14 protein-coding genes and 1 pseudogene are annotated in these 14,244 nt (G+C 50.4%); 7 read left to right on the top strand and 8 right to left on the bottom strand.

The genetic code is table 11. The features are described from left to right. Window positions 1-83 precede the first annotated feature (83 nt). A complete protein-coding gene (locus tag ACRRNM_RS03950) occupies window positions 84-1,310 on the bottom strand; it encodes an IS256 family transposase (protein ID WP_435626938.1) in 1,227 nt (408 codons plus the stop codon). A gap of 602 nt (window positions 1,311-1,912) precedes the next feature. Here ACRRNM_RS03950 and ACRRNM_RS03945 point away from each other — a divergent pair. The 4 genes and pseudogenes from ACRRNM_RS03945 to ACRRNM_RS03930 form a co-directional block, all read left to right on the top strand. Beyond that, window positions 1,913-2,365 carry a helix-turn-helix transcriptional regulator gene (locus ACRRNM_RS03945; protein WP_435626937.1) on the top strand — a complete coding sequence of 151 codons (453 nt, stop codon included), beginning with the start codon at window positions 1,913-1,915 and terminating at the stop codon, window positions 2,363-2,365. Beyond that, the gene (locus ACRRNM_RS03940; protein WP_435626936.1) at window positions 2,352-3,605 is read left to right on the top strand and encodes a type II toxin-antitoxin system HipA family toxin; all 1,254 of its coding nucleotides are present in this window, start codon (window positions 2,352-2,354) and stop codon (window positions 3,603-3,605) included. Before ACRRNM_RS03945 ends, ACRRNM_RS03940 begins: the two co-directional genes overlap by 14 nt. A gap of 135 nt (window positions 3,606-3,740) precedes the next feature. Then, window positions 3,741-4,967 carry an IS256 family transposase gene (locus ACRRNM_RS03935; protein WP_435626935.1) on the top strand — a complete coding sequence of 409 codons (1,227 nt, stop codon included), beginning with the start codon at window positions 3,741-3,743 and terminating at the stop codon, window positions 4,965-4,967. 72 nt (window positions 4,968-5,039) lie between these two features. Continuing rightward, window positions 5,040-5,195 (top strand): annotated as a pseudogene (locus tag ACRRNM_RS03930) (transposase); the annotation flags it as partial. Window positions 5,196-5,320: 125 nt separating this feature from the next. On the opposite strand, the gene ACRRNM_RS03925 reads toward ACRRNM_RS03930, so the two are convergent. Both ACRRNM_RS03925 and ACRRNM_RS03920 read right to left on the bottom strand, forming a co-directional pair. Beyond that, window positions 5,321-7,720 (bottom strand): S8 family peptidase, encoded by a 2,400-nt coding sequence (locus tag ACRRNM_RS03925; RefSeq protein WP_435626934.1) that lies wholly within the window; start codon window positions 7,718-7,720, stop codon window positions 5,321-5,323. Window positions 7,721-7,828: 108 nt separating this feature from the next. Beyond that, window positions 7,829-8,380 carry a hypothetical protein gene (locus tag ACRRNM_RS03920; protein WP_435626933.1) on the bottom strand — a complete coding sequence of 184 codons (552 nt, stop codon included), beginning with the start codon at window positions 8,378-8,380 and terminating at the stop codon, window positions 7,829-7,831. Between the two features lie 479 nt (window positions 8,381-8,859). On the opposite strand from ACRRNM_RS03920, the gene ACRRNM_RS03915 reads away from it, so the two are divergent. Further along, window positions 8,860-9,141 carry an integration host factor subunit beta gene (locus ACRRNM_RS03915; RefSeq protein WP_435626932.1) on the top strand — a complete coding sequence of 94 codons (282 nt, stop codon included), beginning with the start codon at window positions 8,860-8,862 and terminating at the stop codon, window positions 9,139-9,141. A gap of 3 nt (window positions 9,142-9,144) precedes the next feature. Here ACRRNM_RS03915 and ACRRNM_RS03910 read toward each other — a convergent pair whose 3' ends face one another. From ACRRNM_RS03910 to ACRRNM_RS03890, 5 genes are all read right to left on the bottom strand, one after another. Next, window positions 9,145-9,771 carry a hypothetical protein gene (locus ACRRNM_RS03910; protein ID WP_435626931.1) on the bottom strand — a complete coding sequence of 209 codons (627 nt, stop codon included), beginning with the start codon at window positions 9,769-9,771 and terminating at the stop codon, window positions 9,145-9,147. Then, complete coding sequence (locus ACRRNM_RS03905) at window positions 9,768-10,034, bottom strand: hypothetical protein (RefSeq protein WP_435626930.1); 267 nt, start codon at window positions 10,032-10,034, stop codon at window positions 9,768-9,770. Before ACRRNM_RS03905 ends, ACRRNM_RS03910 begins: the two co-directional genes overlap by 4 nt. After that, window positions 10,024-10,287, bottom strand: a complete 264-nt coding sequence (locus ACRRNM_RS03900; RefSeq protein ID WP_435626929.1) for a hypothetical protein — start codon at window positions 10,285-10,287, stop codon at window positions 10,024-10,026. The genes ACRRNM_RS03905 and ACRRNM_RS03900 overlap by 11 nt, the downstream gene beginning before the upstream one ends. After that, the gene (locus ACRRNM_RS03895; RefSeq protein WP_435626928.1) at window positions 10,284-10,439 is read right to left on the bottom strand and encodes a hypothetical protein; all 156 of its coding nucleotides are present in this window, start codon (window positions 10,437-10,439) and stop codon (window positions 10,284-10,286) included. The genes ACRRNM_RS03900 and ACRRNM_RS03895 overlap by 4 nt, the downstream gene beginning before the upstream one ends. Before the next feature lie 485 nt (window positions 10,440-10,924). Then, on the bottom strand, window positions 10,925-11,299 hold the full coding sequence (locus ACRRNM_RS03890; protein WP_435626927.1) for a helix-turn-helix domain-containing protein: 375 nt from the start codon (window positions 11,297-11,299) through the stop codon (window positions 10,925-10,927). Window positions 11,300-11,454: 155 nt separating this feature from the next. Here ACRRNM_RS03890 and ACRRNM_RS03885 point away from each other — a divergent pair, with 155 nt between their 5' ends. Beyond that, entirely contained in the window at window positions 11,455-13,107 is a 1,653-nt protein-coding gene (locus tag ACRRNM_RS03885) for an SEL1-like repeat protein (protein WP_435626926.1), read from the top strand. A gap of 187 nt (window positions 13,108-13,294) precedes the next feature. Continuing rightward, window positions 13,295-13,933, top strand: a complete 639-nt coding sequence (locus ACRRNM_RS03880) for a tyrosine-type recombinase/integrase (RefSeq protein WP_435626925.1) — start codon at window positions 13,295-13,297, stop codon at window positions 13,931-13,933. The last annotated feature ends 311 nt before the right edge of the window (window positions 13,934-14,244 follow it).

Below are 14,244 nucleotides of genomic sequence, written 5' to 3'. Positions count from 1 at the left end.
TCGGAATAGCCTGTCTCTTGGGCGAGCTTTGGGAGTGTGATCAGAGGAGAGGGTGTCCCGAATTTTGTGTAAACGGGGTTTCTCTACTGTTGCGGCATCCGATCCTCGAACTGGATAGTAAACCGGTTTAGCGCAGCCTTCCAATCCCTGATGGGCATCGTCCATTTCTTGCTGATGTTATTCAGCGCCAGGTAGAACAGTTTCAGTAATGCCTCGTCGCTTGGGAATGAGCCCCAGTTCTTGGTGATCTTGCGCAGGCTCATGTTCACCGACTCGATCGCATTAGTGGTGTAGATCACTCGCCTGATCTCCGGCGGGTAGTCAAAGAACGGGATGATACGCGCCCAGTTGCGCCGCCATGACTGGATGATCGGCGGGTACGCCTCACCCCATTTTTCCTCGAGTTCGGCCAGCCGCAGCCCGGCATCCTCGACGGTGGCGGCGCTATAGATGGCGCGCAAGCCGGTTACGACCTCTTCACGCAACTTCCACGAGACATAGTTCAGGCTGTAGCGCACCAGATGCACGATGCATAACTGCACGTCGGTCTTGGGGAATACGGCCTCGATGGCTTCCGGGAATCCCTTCAAGCCATCGACACAGGCTATGAAGATGTCCTGCACGCCACGGTTCTTCAGTTCGGTCATCACCTGCAACCAGAACTTGGCGCCTTCGGTCTGGGCGATCCAGATGCCCAGCAGCTCCTTCTCGCCGGTCATGTTGATGCCCAACGCCAGGTAGACCGCCTTGGCGCGGACGGTGCCGGCATCCCTTACCTTTACGTGAATGCAGTCCAGATAGACGATGGGATACAGCGCATCCAGCGGGCGGGATTGCCATGTCTTCACCTCGTCGGTCACGGCATCGGTCACCGAGGAGGTCAGCGTCGGCGACACCTCCGTGCCATACATTTCTTCCAGGTGGGACTGGATCTCGCGCACGGTCATGCCACGGGCGTAGAGCGACAGAATCTTGTCGTCAAATCCAGTCCAGCGGGTCTGGTGCTTGGGGATGAGTTGCGGCTCGAAGCTGCCGTGGCGATCGCGAGGAATCTCGATGGGGAGCTCGCCGAATTCACCCTTGAGTGTCTTTTTGCTTTTGCCGTTGCGGGTGTTGCCCGCAGGATTGGTGACGGCTTCATTCTTGCCGTAACCAAGATGCGCTTCCATCTCGGCATTCAGCGCACGTTCGACCAATGCCTTGGTGAGCTGCTTGAGCAGGCCGTGCTCGCCTATCAGGTCTTCCGGTTTCTTGTAGTCAGCCAGCAGGCTGTCGATCAGTTCTTGCGGTAGTGCTTTCGCTACGGTCATGTCCTCTCCTTGCAAAGTGGCGGCAGTTTCCTGCCAAATGACCGTTTACACAAAAATTCTTACACCCTCTTCTTTAACGCACGCCATATCTCGCGTTGTCCTTTATTATTATCATTGGGATAGTTTGGGTGAAATTTCATTGGTATGGTACGTTCCGAGTTTTGTAGGTAATTACCTTTTCCAGCCGAGCCCGCAAGAAACTGAACAACAATCCGTTTTATGTCACCGGTCTTCTTGGGTAACTTCGCGAAAGCGCATTGAATCACATTGCTATGTTGGAATACATAGACTGAAATATCTAGATATTTCAGCCTAGTGCCCCCCATCGAGTTACTAGACACGTTCGCCTGCTATGCGAGGAGCAGAAGCGCTGGCGACCAAACCACAAGTCCGTCTGGGCCGAGAACCAGCCAAGTCACCTAATCGGCCGTTGCGGACATCTTGGCAATTGATGGCGTCCGATAAATTATGCAAATTCTCATTTGTTGTCCTTAGTATCGGACATTTATCTATCTTTGACTGATCGGATTGCAGTCCAAGCAAGAATAGATAAATGGCCGATACTTTTGACAAATACTCAAAATTTGCATAAAGTAACGGACATGGCTAGATCTTTTCATTCCCCTTTTCCGTCTATCACGAAGCAACTGACTGCCCTTGGCGAGCGGCTACGAGATGCCCGGCTACGCCGGGAATTGACAACCGTGCTTTTTTCCGAGCGGCTTGGCGTATCCCGAGATACGTTGAACCGTTTGGAAAAGGGGGATCCCAATATCGCCATTGGTACTTATATGAAAGCATTGCGGGTATTAGGCTTGGACCAAGATATCGATCAAGTGGCTAGGGATGATGTTATTGGCCGCAAACTGCAAGATCGGGCGTTGCCTCCTCGTAGAAATGCCCAAATGGGCACTGCTGCCATAGAGGCCGCTACGCGGCTTCGTCTTGCAAGAACGGCTACGCTAGAGCACGAAAACCCAAGAGAACGAAACCGGGAAGTCCTTTCCCAGTTACTGAAGGGGCGGCGCAAAGGGAATGCCAATGGCGAAAAATAATCCTGCGCGAGACGCCTTCGAAGTCTTTCTCGAAGCCAAGGAACTTGATTATTCCGGCTCCGTCGGCACGCTATATCGTGACAAGTTTCGCACCGCTCTACCACCATCCTTCGAATACACCGCAGAATGGATTGCCCAACAACTTTTTATGCTGGATCCCAGACTGGAGTTATACGCTGGGGAGCAACACCCTGTCGGAGACTCATTTTCCTTTGGGGTCTTTCTGGACTCGGCTCCTGACCGCTGGGGCCGCGTACTCATGGAACGACGCGAAGCCATCCAAGCCAAAAAAGAGGGGCGCCCCCGCAGAACGCTTCAGGAAATGGATTTTCTACTCGGGGTAAATGACCACACTCGACAAGGCGCCCTGCGCTTTCGCCGCCCAGATGGTCCATTCCTGGATAACAGCGAACTACCAACCCCTTCTGTGACCGATCTTAACGAGTTAGCATTGATCTGTGACCGTTTGGAAGAAGAAGGGGTTGAGGAACTTCCCGAGTATGAGAAGTGGCTTTCCTTGCTGATTGCCCCAGGTTCTTCCCTTGGCGGCGCCCGACCGAAAGCTAATTTCGAAGAGAGTGATAGCAGCCTCTGGATCGCGAAATTTCCAGCGAAAGACGATATTTACGACGTTGGCGCTTGGGAACTCGTGATACATCGTCTAGCTGAAAAGGCAAAAATCCGGGTACCTCCCTCACATGCAATCCAGCTTGCATCCAAGTATCACACCTTTTGTGTAAAGCGATTCGACCGAACAGAGACCTCTCGGCGAATGTATGCGTCAGCCATGACACTGCTTGAGAAAAAGGACGGCGAATTTGGTAGCTACTTAGAGATGGCCGAGTTCATCAGCAACCAAGGCGCAAGAGGCTCTATTCAAACCGACCTAGCGCAGCTATTTCGGCGTGTTCTTTTTAACGTGCTAGTCAGCAATCGGGACGATCACCTACGCAACCATGGATTTATCCGGGTTACAGACGGATGGCGACTCTCGGATGCGTTCGACATGAATCCGAATCTGAACAAGGAATTCCACGCACTCGCGCTGGATGATACCAGCCCCGAGCCAGACATCGAGGTAGCCCTGTCCACCGCCGAGTTCTACCGCCTGAAAGAGAACGAGGCATTAGACATCCTAGAGGAAGTCGTCAATGCCGTATCTGGATGGACAGAAGTAGCCAAGGGGTTGGGATTATCGGCTGTCGAAAGCGACCGAATGAAGTCGGCTTTCCTAATATAAGGACACATATAAGGGCACAGCCAAAGTTAAGGCGTGGAGCTACGATAGATTCGAAGGCAAGCGGTCGAGGGTGTAAGAATTTTTGTGTAAACGGTCATTTGGCAGGAAACTGCCGCCACTTTGCAAGGAGAGGACATGACCGTAGCGAAAGCACTACCGCAAGAACTGATCGACAGCCTGCTGGCTGACTACAAGAAACCGGAAGACCTGATAGGCGAGCACGGCCTGCTCAAGCAGCTCACCAAGGCATTGGTCGAACGTGCGCTGAATGCCGAGATGGAAGCGCATCTTGGTTACGGCAAGAATGAAGCCGTCACCAATCCTGCGGGCAACACCCGCAACGGCAAAAGCAAAAAGACACTCAAGGGTGAATTCGGCGAGCTCCCCATCGAGATTCCTCGCGATCGCCACGGCAGCTTCGAGCCGCAACTCATCCCCAAGCACCAGACCCGCTGGACTGGATTTGACGACAAGATTCTGTCGCTCTACGCCCGTGGCATGACCGTGCGCGAGATCCAGTCCCACCTGGAAGAAATGTATGGCACGGAGGTGTCGCCGACGCTGACCTCCTCGGTGACCGATGCCGTGACCGACGAGGTGAAGACATGGCAATCCCGCCCGCTGGATGCGCTGTATCCCATCGTCTATCTGGACTGCATTCACGTAAAGGTAAGGGATGCCGGCACCGTCCGCGCCAAGGCGGTCTACCTGGCGTTGGGCATCAACATGACCGGCGAGAAGGAGCTGCTGGGCATCTGGATCGCCCAGACCGAAGGCGCCAAGTTCTGGTTGCAGGTGATGACCGAACTGAAGAACCGTGGCGTGCAGGACATCTTCATAGCCTGTGTCGATGGCTTGAAGGGATTCCCGGAAGCCATCGAGGCCGTATTCCCCAAGACCGACGTGCAGTTATGCATCGTGCATCTGGTGCGCTACAGCCTGAACTATGTCTCGTGGAAGTTGCGTGAAGAGGTCGTAACCGGCTTGCGCGCCATCTATAGCGCCGCCACCGTCGAGGATGCCGGGCTGCGGCTGGCCGAACTCGAGGAAAAATGGGGTGAGGCGTACCCGCCGATCATCCAGTCATGGCGGCGCAACTGGGCGCGTATCATCCCGTTCTTTGACTACCCGCCGGAGATCAGGCGAGTGATCTACACCACTAATGCGATCGAGTCGGTGAACATGAGCCTGCGCAAGATCACCAAAAACCGGGGCTCATTCCCAAGCGACGAGGCATTACTGAAACTGTTCTACCTGGCGCTGAATAACATCAGCAAGAAATGGACGATGCCCATCAGGGATTGGAAGGCTGCGCTAAACCGGTTTACTATCCAGTTCGAGGATCGGATGCCGCAACAGTAGAGAAACCCCGTTTACACAAAATTCGGGACACCCTCCAATCAATACCAGGCATTCAACGTTTTCACCGGCCTGCACCAGGAAGAAATGTATGGCACGGAGGTGTCACCGACGCTGATCTCCTCGGTGACCGATGCCGTGGCCAATGAGGTGAAGGCATTGCAGTCCCGCCCGCTGGATGCGCTGTATCCCATCGTCTATCTGGACTGCATTCACGTAAAGGAAAGGGAAATCCCGTTTACACAAAATTCGGGATACCCTCGTATAGGTGGGTTACGCCAGCCTCCACTGCTGGGCACACTGTGCGCAATTCACTGGAGTCAGCCGTAACCTGCACAAATTAGCCATTGAACAATTCATGCTCCAGCTTTATTCAATTTGCAGGAATCTGGGTTCGTTTCATCAAGAGCATCACGAATAAGTCTAATTTGATTATCAAATATCCGTAGATCAATCTTAGATAAAGCTTGAGCAACCGCTTTCCGCAAGGTCAAGGATAATTCCGGATATGCCTCAAGAGCATCCAGAAAATCAACAGCTTTCTCCTTGCATTGATAATCGGAGTCTTTAGTCGCGGCTGCCAATAGACATTGATCCAATGCGGCTTTTGCTTTGGCAAGGCCTTTGTCAATTGTTGCAAACTGGACGGCCTCTAAAGCCATCATAGAGCTCCGAATACGTTCCCATGATGGATCAAACACATCCCCTTTCCTCATGGTCATAAATAAGTCAATCATCCACGTGTGTCCAATTCTCGACTCCGCCCGCTTATGCAATGTATTTGGAGTAGTGGGAAACTGATAGCTTAGTGCATCGAATGCCTTAAGATGCCCAGACCCAAAGTAATTAACAAAATCACTATCACTCATTCCAACAGGCCTTGTTTTAGCAGCACTACAGACCGAAACGGCCTGATATACGGCCTCAGCTTTTTCCCAACTATCCCTCCATTTTCCCAAACTTACGATTCTTTCTCGTTGCAATTGCAACCAAATTGAAGCTGCACCAGCGACCTGTGGAGTTGAATGAGATGTCCCCGCTCCAGCTAAAGAAACTGAGGTATATAGGCCATTAGCTAGCGACGGCTGTGAACTCATAACATTTGGCGCATACGCTGATACAGCTTTACCACCAGACATAATCGATTTAGGACCATAGTTTCCTCGCAACATCCAGTCAGCCCATTTATCCCAGTTCAGCCCGTTTTTAAAAATTCCAACCCACTCGCTATAAGGATCATCCCCATAGCTTTTATAACCATATGTCGTTCCAGCAACTGCCATTACTCGGTTATAACGTGCCGGATATCCAACCATCGATGGGGTCTGACCAAACCCAAATATTGATAAGAATGGAACCTTAAAGTAATCACCAGTAGCTGCAAAAATCGCAACACCCTTATCATAAGCAAGGTTTACAGCATCTCTCTGGGCTCCACTTGGAAATCCACCCGCACTCATGCTGATAACATCTACATTCCTTTGAATTGCGCTATTAATCGCCTCAACCATTTCAGTTGTACGAAAATGTATCGGACCATCCTTTATTCGATACCCCACTACATTGGCATATGGGTTTGCACCGACAATATATGTCTTCCCATTAATATCAAACTTATACTCGCCACCTGATAGTACCGATAAAGTCTTTACACCATGACCAGGACACTCTCCATGCTCTTGGTTTAAAGGTGGAACCTCAAAATTTTCAGAACATTTTTTTTGAAAGAAATTTTGGGAATCCTCAATTTTAAATTCTCCATATTTCCAATCCTGCACATACGGAGGACGGTATTCCAACTTGTAAGTTGATCTTGCAGTCTCTGTCGGATTCATTAACAGCAAGGCATCTTTAGAACTAAATCCAGTATCAAGATGGGCAATCAGCACTCGATCTTTATCGGCAATCTTCTTACTTGAGAGAACTTCCCTTGCTTGGTTCAGTTGTGAATATTTATTTGTAAAATACCAATCTGGAATTGGATTCCCGTTCTCATCCTTCTCATACCCCCATACGTCACTTGGTGGTTTACTTCTATTAACATCCTCAGTCATTTCAATATACACATTAGGTTCAAATTCGATTAGGTCATACCCTTCATCATTTGCAACTAAGGTTTTGTTTGCCGATAAAGTTTTGTGTATTTCTTCAGCTTTTTTATAGGCATTCTCCCAAGCATCACCTAGCGGAATAGGCTTCGTCTCATTTTGATGATCTTCGCCCCCAAGAGATTTTGCAGTTGGATCGTTTGATGCCCTGAATGAATGCCAATAATCATATAGCCCCTGAAGCCTCAACGTCTGAGTACTGTCTGTATTTTGAATAGTTAAATCTTCTCCATGAATAAATGATGATGGGACTGTTAAAAGAGGCTTCCCATAAGTCCCCATCTCACTCAAAGGCGTTTTTTTTTGGTCAACAAGTGATAAATCAGACCGCCCCCTAATTTTCATAAGATATGCATTATCGGAATAGTATTTTGCAGTTGGCGTAGAACACGCTGGTAAAGTCAACGCAATGAAAAGCATCAATACAGTATTTGTTTTAATACGCTCCAATTTATTCCCCTTCTTTCCATTATTTTGAAAGCTTTTCAGCTTACCAATTCCTTTCGCATATATTTTTAGAGAGCAATTATTAAAAGGAGCGTGAGAGCTAATGGCATCTCGGATCATTCGCTCTGTCCGATCTTGTTTGTCTTGCTCTGTGTCACTTGAAGGACCAATCCAACCGGTCAACCTATCTTCTAGACTCATTACTCCTTTGCGAAAACGCTAACCGTTCAAGGTCAGAGGCGCTGCGCGGCTTTTATCGCGTAGCGTCCCCTGCACCGCTGGGTTGGCCGGCAGATATTGGTTGTACTATCACAGATGTAATTCCATTGCGGAGGCGACTGACTTCTTTAGTTCATTGGTCGCTTTCTCGCACTCCAGCCGCAAAGCCACCGTCATATTGATTGATTCTGGCAATACCAGCGGTGAGCTGGGATTGATATAGGACGGGGGATGAACAATGACTTTGCCGCCAAGTTCTGCCCTCAAAAGAAATTGATCTCCCGCTGCGGAGCTAAACCTGTTCGCGCAATCCGCCACTTTCTGTGTGGAAGCATCGAGTCTGGGTTCATAGAGGTCGCTGACGGCGACAACGCGCGCTATGCCTTCACGATACTTGGTACGAGCTGTCTCGTAGCGCCCTGCTGTGTAAAGGAAATTTGCGTCGGATATGGGGTCGAGGACGGCTGAGTGTAGGTCAAGCGCGAGGGACGGGAGGGCCAGCGTATTCACATATGCCTGATCTAGCTTTTCGCGAATCAATTTGTCAGATTCTGTCGTGGCGCTCATCTTCTGCCCCACAAACACACCAAGCAAACCGCCAAGAAGCGCAATTATAGCTGCTGCAACTGTGGACTTTTCCATTTCACACTTTCAGGTCTATCGTTATAAATATTTTCACTTCTAAATTCCTGCGTCTCTTTGTTACATTACGGAAATGGGGGCGCAGACTCCGAGCGCATTTAAGCACACTGCCATGCCTGAATACATAGGCCGAAATATCTAGATATTTCGGCCTAGTCTCGATGAATGAGGTTGTCTGGAAAAATGTGTAAAGTCGACATTCCCCTTATTTGTTGAAAATGGCCGCACCGAAGAGTAGACGGTCTGAGCACACAGCCAGAACTTCCGCTTTGGGTCGATTGTGTGAGTTCGTCATGTCCGCTCAGGAAATTACGGTTCCACAAGTCTGCCGCTAGCGAATTAGCGTGCCAATGTCGCGGTGAATAGACTGCTTGATACAGCGAGAGTTTTGATGGATATGCAATCCTTCCGGTATAATCTTCCAATTTAATAGCCTGTTCCAATTGCAAATTCAAGGCCGAGCAATCGGCTGCGGTTACATGATACGCGCAGAACTCATCGATCATCTGGCCTTGCTGTATCCGGCGCTCACTACTAAAGACATCGACCTTGCCGTTCGGCTCGTCCTCGATGAAATGTCCAAAACTCTCTCCAGGGGCGGGCGGGTCGAAGTGCGCGGTTTTGGCAGCTTCGGCATTAATTATCGTCCGCCGCGCAAAGGGCGTAACCCCAAGACCGGTGTGACCGTCATGGTGCCGGCCAAGTATGCCCCTCACTTCAAACCCGGCAAGGAACTGCGCGAGCGCGTCGACACAAAATGAATCTTAGTGCAGATACGCGCTGTCGGTGGATTCGCAGCTGAGCAAGGGCTTGATCCTCTCCGCTGTGGCATCAAACAAGGCACAGCACTCTGCCGTTCCGGATGTGGCTGGCACACCTCCAAGGGAAGCATTCCTTCTGATACTTTGCCATGACTGACCGGCGTGCACTGTCCATGGCCAACAGTGCATCGCCGGCTTGAACCTTGACCAGGCAAATACGTTCTTCGCCAACCATCCCGTGCACCGATACTGGCCATCATTTCTCCGGATCAGTTCTTCCTGGATATCGCTTGTGATGTTTTGCGACTCGGCAGAGACCGCCAGTTCGGGATCAAGGATCATCAGGTTTCGCACGAATACCAAAGCAATATCCTTCACGGAAGCCACCGATGGCTGGCCCAGAATGGCATTGAATTCCCCGGCGATTCCGTCCAGAAAGCTGTCATGGTCATCCGCGAGGATCAAAGCATGGTGATAGCGGCCATCTCCCTCACCCTTGATGCGGAATCCAACGAAATAAATCTGATCGCAGGCCAATTCTGAAGTCCGCTTTTTGCGAACATCCTTCAATATCCGAGTGCGGTCGGTATGGGCATAGCGTAAATGCAGTCGCTGATCGTGGCTCATCATAGCGCCATCCATAACTGGTGCATCCAACCCTGGAGATAATCCAGATGAGTGGCTATTCCCAAAGCCGGCCAGACTGCCATACCGTCAGCCAAGAATGCTGTCGACTCTTTATAAAGCCGCCATAACGGGATTTTGTGCGGCGGTGGGGGTAGGGGGCTTGCCGTACGAGATGCCCGGGAAATGATCTTGTCCAGCTGCTGCTGAATGAGCACGGGTTTTCTGAGTGCGGCAAGCAGGGTTGCTTTGTCGTGTTCAATGGTCATGCATGTCTCCCAGGAAAGTTTCATCATTGGCAGCGACAGCAACTGCTTTGGTTTGCTCGTACTGCGCCATCAACTCGTTGTATTTGCGCAGCAGGGCTTTGAGTTTAGCCATTTCAGCATCATCCTGCGCCGTCAGCGCGCGCGGCCTGATCAGCAGCAAAAGCATCGAGTACCCAATTGCTTTGCGCCCCCAGGCGATATATTTCTGCATTCTTTTTTGAGTAATCATTTGCTCTTCCATGGTCTTGCTCAAGCCGCCTTCGGCATGGGATGGAAATGCCGGGTAGCAGGGTAGGTGGTGACCACTCGTTTCCCTCCGCTCTGGTTATCTGTCACGACCAGGATCAGTTTGTGCTTCAGGTTGAGGAAATAACGAGCTTCCTGCTTGCCGTGGTTACTGTTCATGGCACCCGCCCACAGGCTCCGGCGCGATACCTCATGTACCGATGACGATCTGCGGCAGGACTTGAACACGCAGAACCCCCTTTGGGCGGATGATGCTGTTGGTCCAGTAAACCAGGAATGTATCCGGCCGTTCGGTGGTCAAGGTGTATGTTTTTAGAAGATTCATCATCGCCCCTAGCTTCAGCACAGCTGGTAGGTGATAAACACAGGGGGTTGCCTGCTGCGATCCTGTCCAGGGCATCGAAGCGATAACGGTGCGTGGGGACAACATCAGGGGATGCCGGGGAGGTTGATGGGGAATGTTTCCGGTAGTGCATTTTTTGCTCCTTTCTCTAGTGAGTGGAGCAAATCTACCTAGGTCGAAAAATTCCCGAAGCACTATTTGCAAAAACGGTGCGCAGGCTGCGCACTAAGTCCGTTACAGGCAAAGGCGAGGAAAAAAAAAGAGTGATCTGTGAAGGGGAGGAAAGGGTGCTTCTATAAAACTACACCTTAGGCGCGCGTTTGGCTGTGGCCAGATGCACGCACAACTGCTTGAGCGTGCTCAGGGCAAATTCCCGATCCTTTGGTGTTAATTCGGAGATCCACTCATTGAGGATGTGCGACTGATCATCAGCTCTGGGAGAGGAGGCCGCGACCAAACGATAGAGCGGGATATTGAGTGAATCGGCCAGTTTCTCCAATCGCTGGAGGGATGGCAGGTTGCTGCCGCGTTCGAAGCGCGAGACCGTTTCCGTATCCACACCGATGCGCTCAGCCAGTTCCGCCTGCGTCCAGCCCAGCTTTTTGCGGCGCTCGGAGATGTTCGCGCCCAGTATCACGCCCAGCTTGCTGCCCTGATTCTTCTTTGTCGCTGCCATATTTGCCGCTCCAGATGTGCCGACAAATATTGTTGTGCTTCGACAATCAATGAAGAATGATATTATTTGTTGCGTATCGGTACTAAATGTTGAATACGCACCAATCAACATTGGATGCCAGTAGCTCCTGAATCAAATAACAAGGGGAAAAAATTATGCAGAGAATCGCAGCACTATTTTTGGGGTTGGTATTTTCAGTCTCAGCATTAGCTGGGTGGGATGAGGGATATGCAGCCTATAAAGCAAATGATTATGCGAACGCATATAAAGAGTGGAAAGCGTTAGCGGATCAAGGGAATGCAGATGCGCAGAACGGGATTGGATTGCTATATCAAAATGGTCAAGGTTTGGCACAAGACTACGCTGAAGCGGTGAAGTGGTATAGAAAATCGGCAGATCAAGGTAATGCAGCAGCGCTAAATAACCTTGGGGGAATGTATTACTTCGGAAAAGGTGTGTTGCAGGATTTTGCTGAAGCAGCAAAATGGTTTCATATATCCGCTGAGAAGGGGAGCGCTACTGCCCAACGCTGGTTGTGTGCAATGTACTCTATTGGAAAAGGTGTGCCGCATGATGATGCAGAAGCGTTTGCTATGTGCAGCAAAGCCTCGAACCAAGGTGAACCGTCTGCTCAATACATGTTAGGACTCATGTATAGAGCAGGGCAGGGGGTGTCAAAGAACGCTACGGAAGCAGCAAAATGGTTTCAAAAATCAGCGAGCCAAGGGCAGAAGGAGGCTCAGCATGAAATCGGTGCCATGTATGACAAATTGGGGAAGGCTCAAGATTTTGCGGAGGCAGTGAAGTGGTATTCCAAAGCGGCCGAGCAAGGCTATGCATTGGCTCAAAATAATCTGGGGGCAAAATATGAATACGGTCAGGGTGTGCCACAGGACTACGCTGAGGCCGCTCGATGGTATAGAAAGTCTGCGGATCAAGGTAATGCAACAGCTCAAAGAAATCTTGCGCGGCTATACAATAATGGACAAGGTGTGACGCAAGACTATGCTGTGGTGGCAAAGCTTTTCACGGCTGCCGCCAATCAAGGTGATGCATCTGCTCAGAGAAGTTTAGGTTATTTGTACTACATCGGGCGAGGTGTGGCTCTGGACTATGCGGAAGCGGCTAAATGGCATCGCCTTGCTGCCGACCAAGGTGATTCTGCGGCGCAATTTTATATGGGGCTTCAATATGCGAAGGGCAATGGGGTATTGCAAGATAATCAAGAAGCTGTGAAGTGGTATCGTCTGTCCGCTAATCAAGGTGATGCGGATGCGATGAACAATCTTGGAGTGATGTATGAATATATATTCAAAGTTAATTCTATAGCATATGCCCTATTTAACATATCAGCAGCGACAGATTTCTCATCCACCAACAAGGCTGCCGCTAATCGAGATAAGCTGTCCGAGTCAATGAGCGAAGCTGAAATCATCAAGGCACAAGACCTGTCGAGAAAAATCAGCCAGCATGGCAAGTTCCTCGAAGCGTTGGATGTAGCTATTACACAAGAGGCCGATAGGCGCACCAAAATTGCGATGGACGTGTTGAATAAGGTCAAAAAGAAAACATCCGCTAAAGATAAGGCAAGCTCTTCTCCATCGGTGGCTCCAATCAAGACATCTAAAAGCAGTGGGCCCTATCCCGTTCGACCTGCTAAACAACCCGGCGTTGTAAGCTGCAACACCAACTGCATGAATGGTGACTGTTATCGGACTTACGACGATGGACGTGAGGTGCACTTCCATGCGAAACAGAAAATGAATCCATTCAATGGGCAGTTTGAGTGGGACTCTGGTTCTTGCTAATTTGTAAAAACGGCACATAGCGAGGCGACAGTGAAAAAGATCAACGGGCACTTCTATGGGATTACCTCCCACGATGATTAAAAATCGCTTTGAAAACTTTCCAATCTAGGTAAATTGAGTGAACTGCTGATTACGGAAGGACTTCGAAACTTTCCGTAAAAAGCCCCTTATACGGAGAGTTCACTCAATGCAGCTAAATAGCAATGCAGTCTTGCGGTTTCCAATCCGCAACACGCCAAACACCGTAAATCGGAAAGTTCCGTTGCGCCGCAAGAATGCGGACTACCGTAGCCGTGAATATCTAACCGAACAGGAGGTCGAAAAGATCATCAATGCGGCCGGTAGAGTAGGGCGGCACGGCCACCGTGATGCGACTTTAATCCTGCTGTCATATCGTCATGGCTTGCGTGTCACCGAACTGGTCAATCTGCGCTGGGAGCAGGTCGATCTCAAGCAAGGTCTGATACACATCAATCGCCTCAAGCAGGGTAATCCCAGCGTCCATCCCTTACGTGGCCCAGAGCTACGCGCACTGCGTCGCCTGCAGCGCGACTATCCCATGATGCCTTACGTGTTCAACAGCGAGCGCAAGGCGCCGCTTACCGACGATGCTATCCGCAAGATCGTCGGCCGGGCAGGGAAAGAAGCTAAATTGCCATTCAGCGTTCACCCGCACATGCTGCGCCATGCTTGTGGATACAAGCTGGCACAGGGCGGGCAGGACACACGCGCCATCCAGCATTATCTGGGGCACAAGAACATCCAGCACACCGTCCGTTATACCCAGCTATCACCGGACCGGTTCAAGGGCTTCTGGAAGGATTAAAGAAAATGCGCATACAAGACGAAGAGATACTCAGATGGCTGGAAGGCCGGTTTCATATACGCGCCAGGGATGACCAACGGCTGGTGCGGGCACTGGCGCTAGCCGGTAGTCGTGCTGATAGTTGATTTCGTTAGCCGCAAAATACATGGCAATGGGGGCATATCTTCACTTTAAATAACAGCATAGACCGAATTATCTATGCATTTCGGTCTATGGTCAGGTGGGAGCGCTTGCTTCAGAATCGCACCGTTTGTGGTTGCGAAAACAAGTACACCGTATTATTTGCATGATGTCAGGCTCATGCTTGACCG

Origin of the sequence: Ferrigenium straubiae (assembly GCF_051257895.1) — a bacterium.
GTDB lineage: Bacteria > Pseudomonadota > Gammaproteobacteria > Burkholderiales > Gallionellaceae > Gallionella > Gallionella straubiae.
Note: the sequence above shows the minus strand (reverse complement) of the source record. Positions and strands in the feature narration are given on the sequence as shown.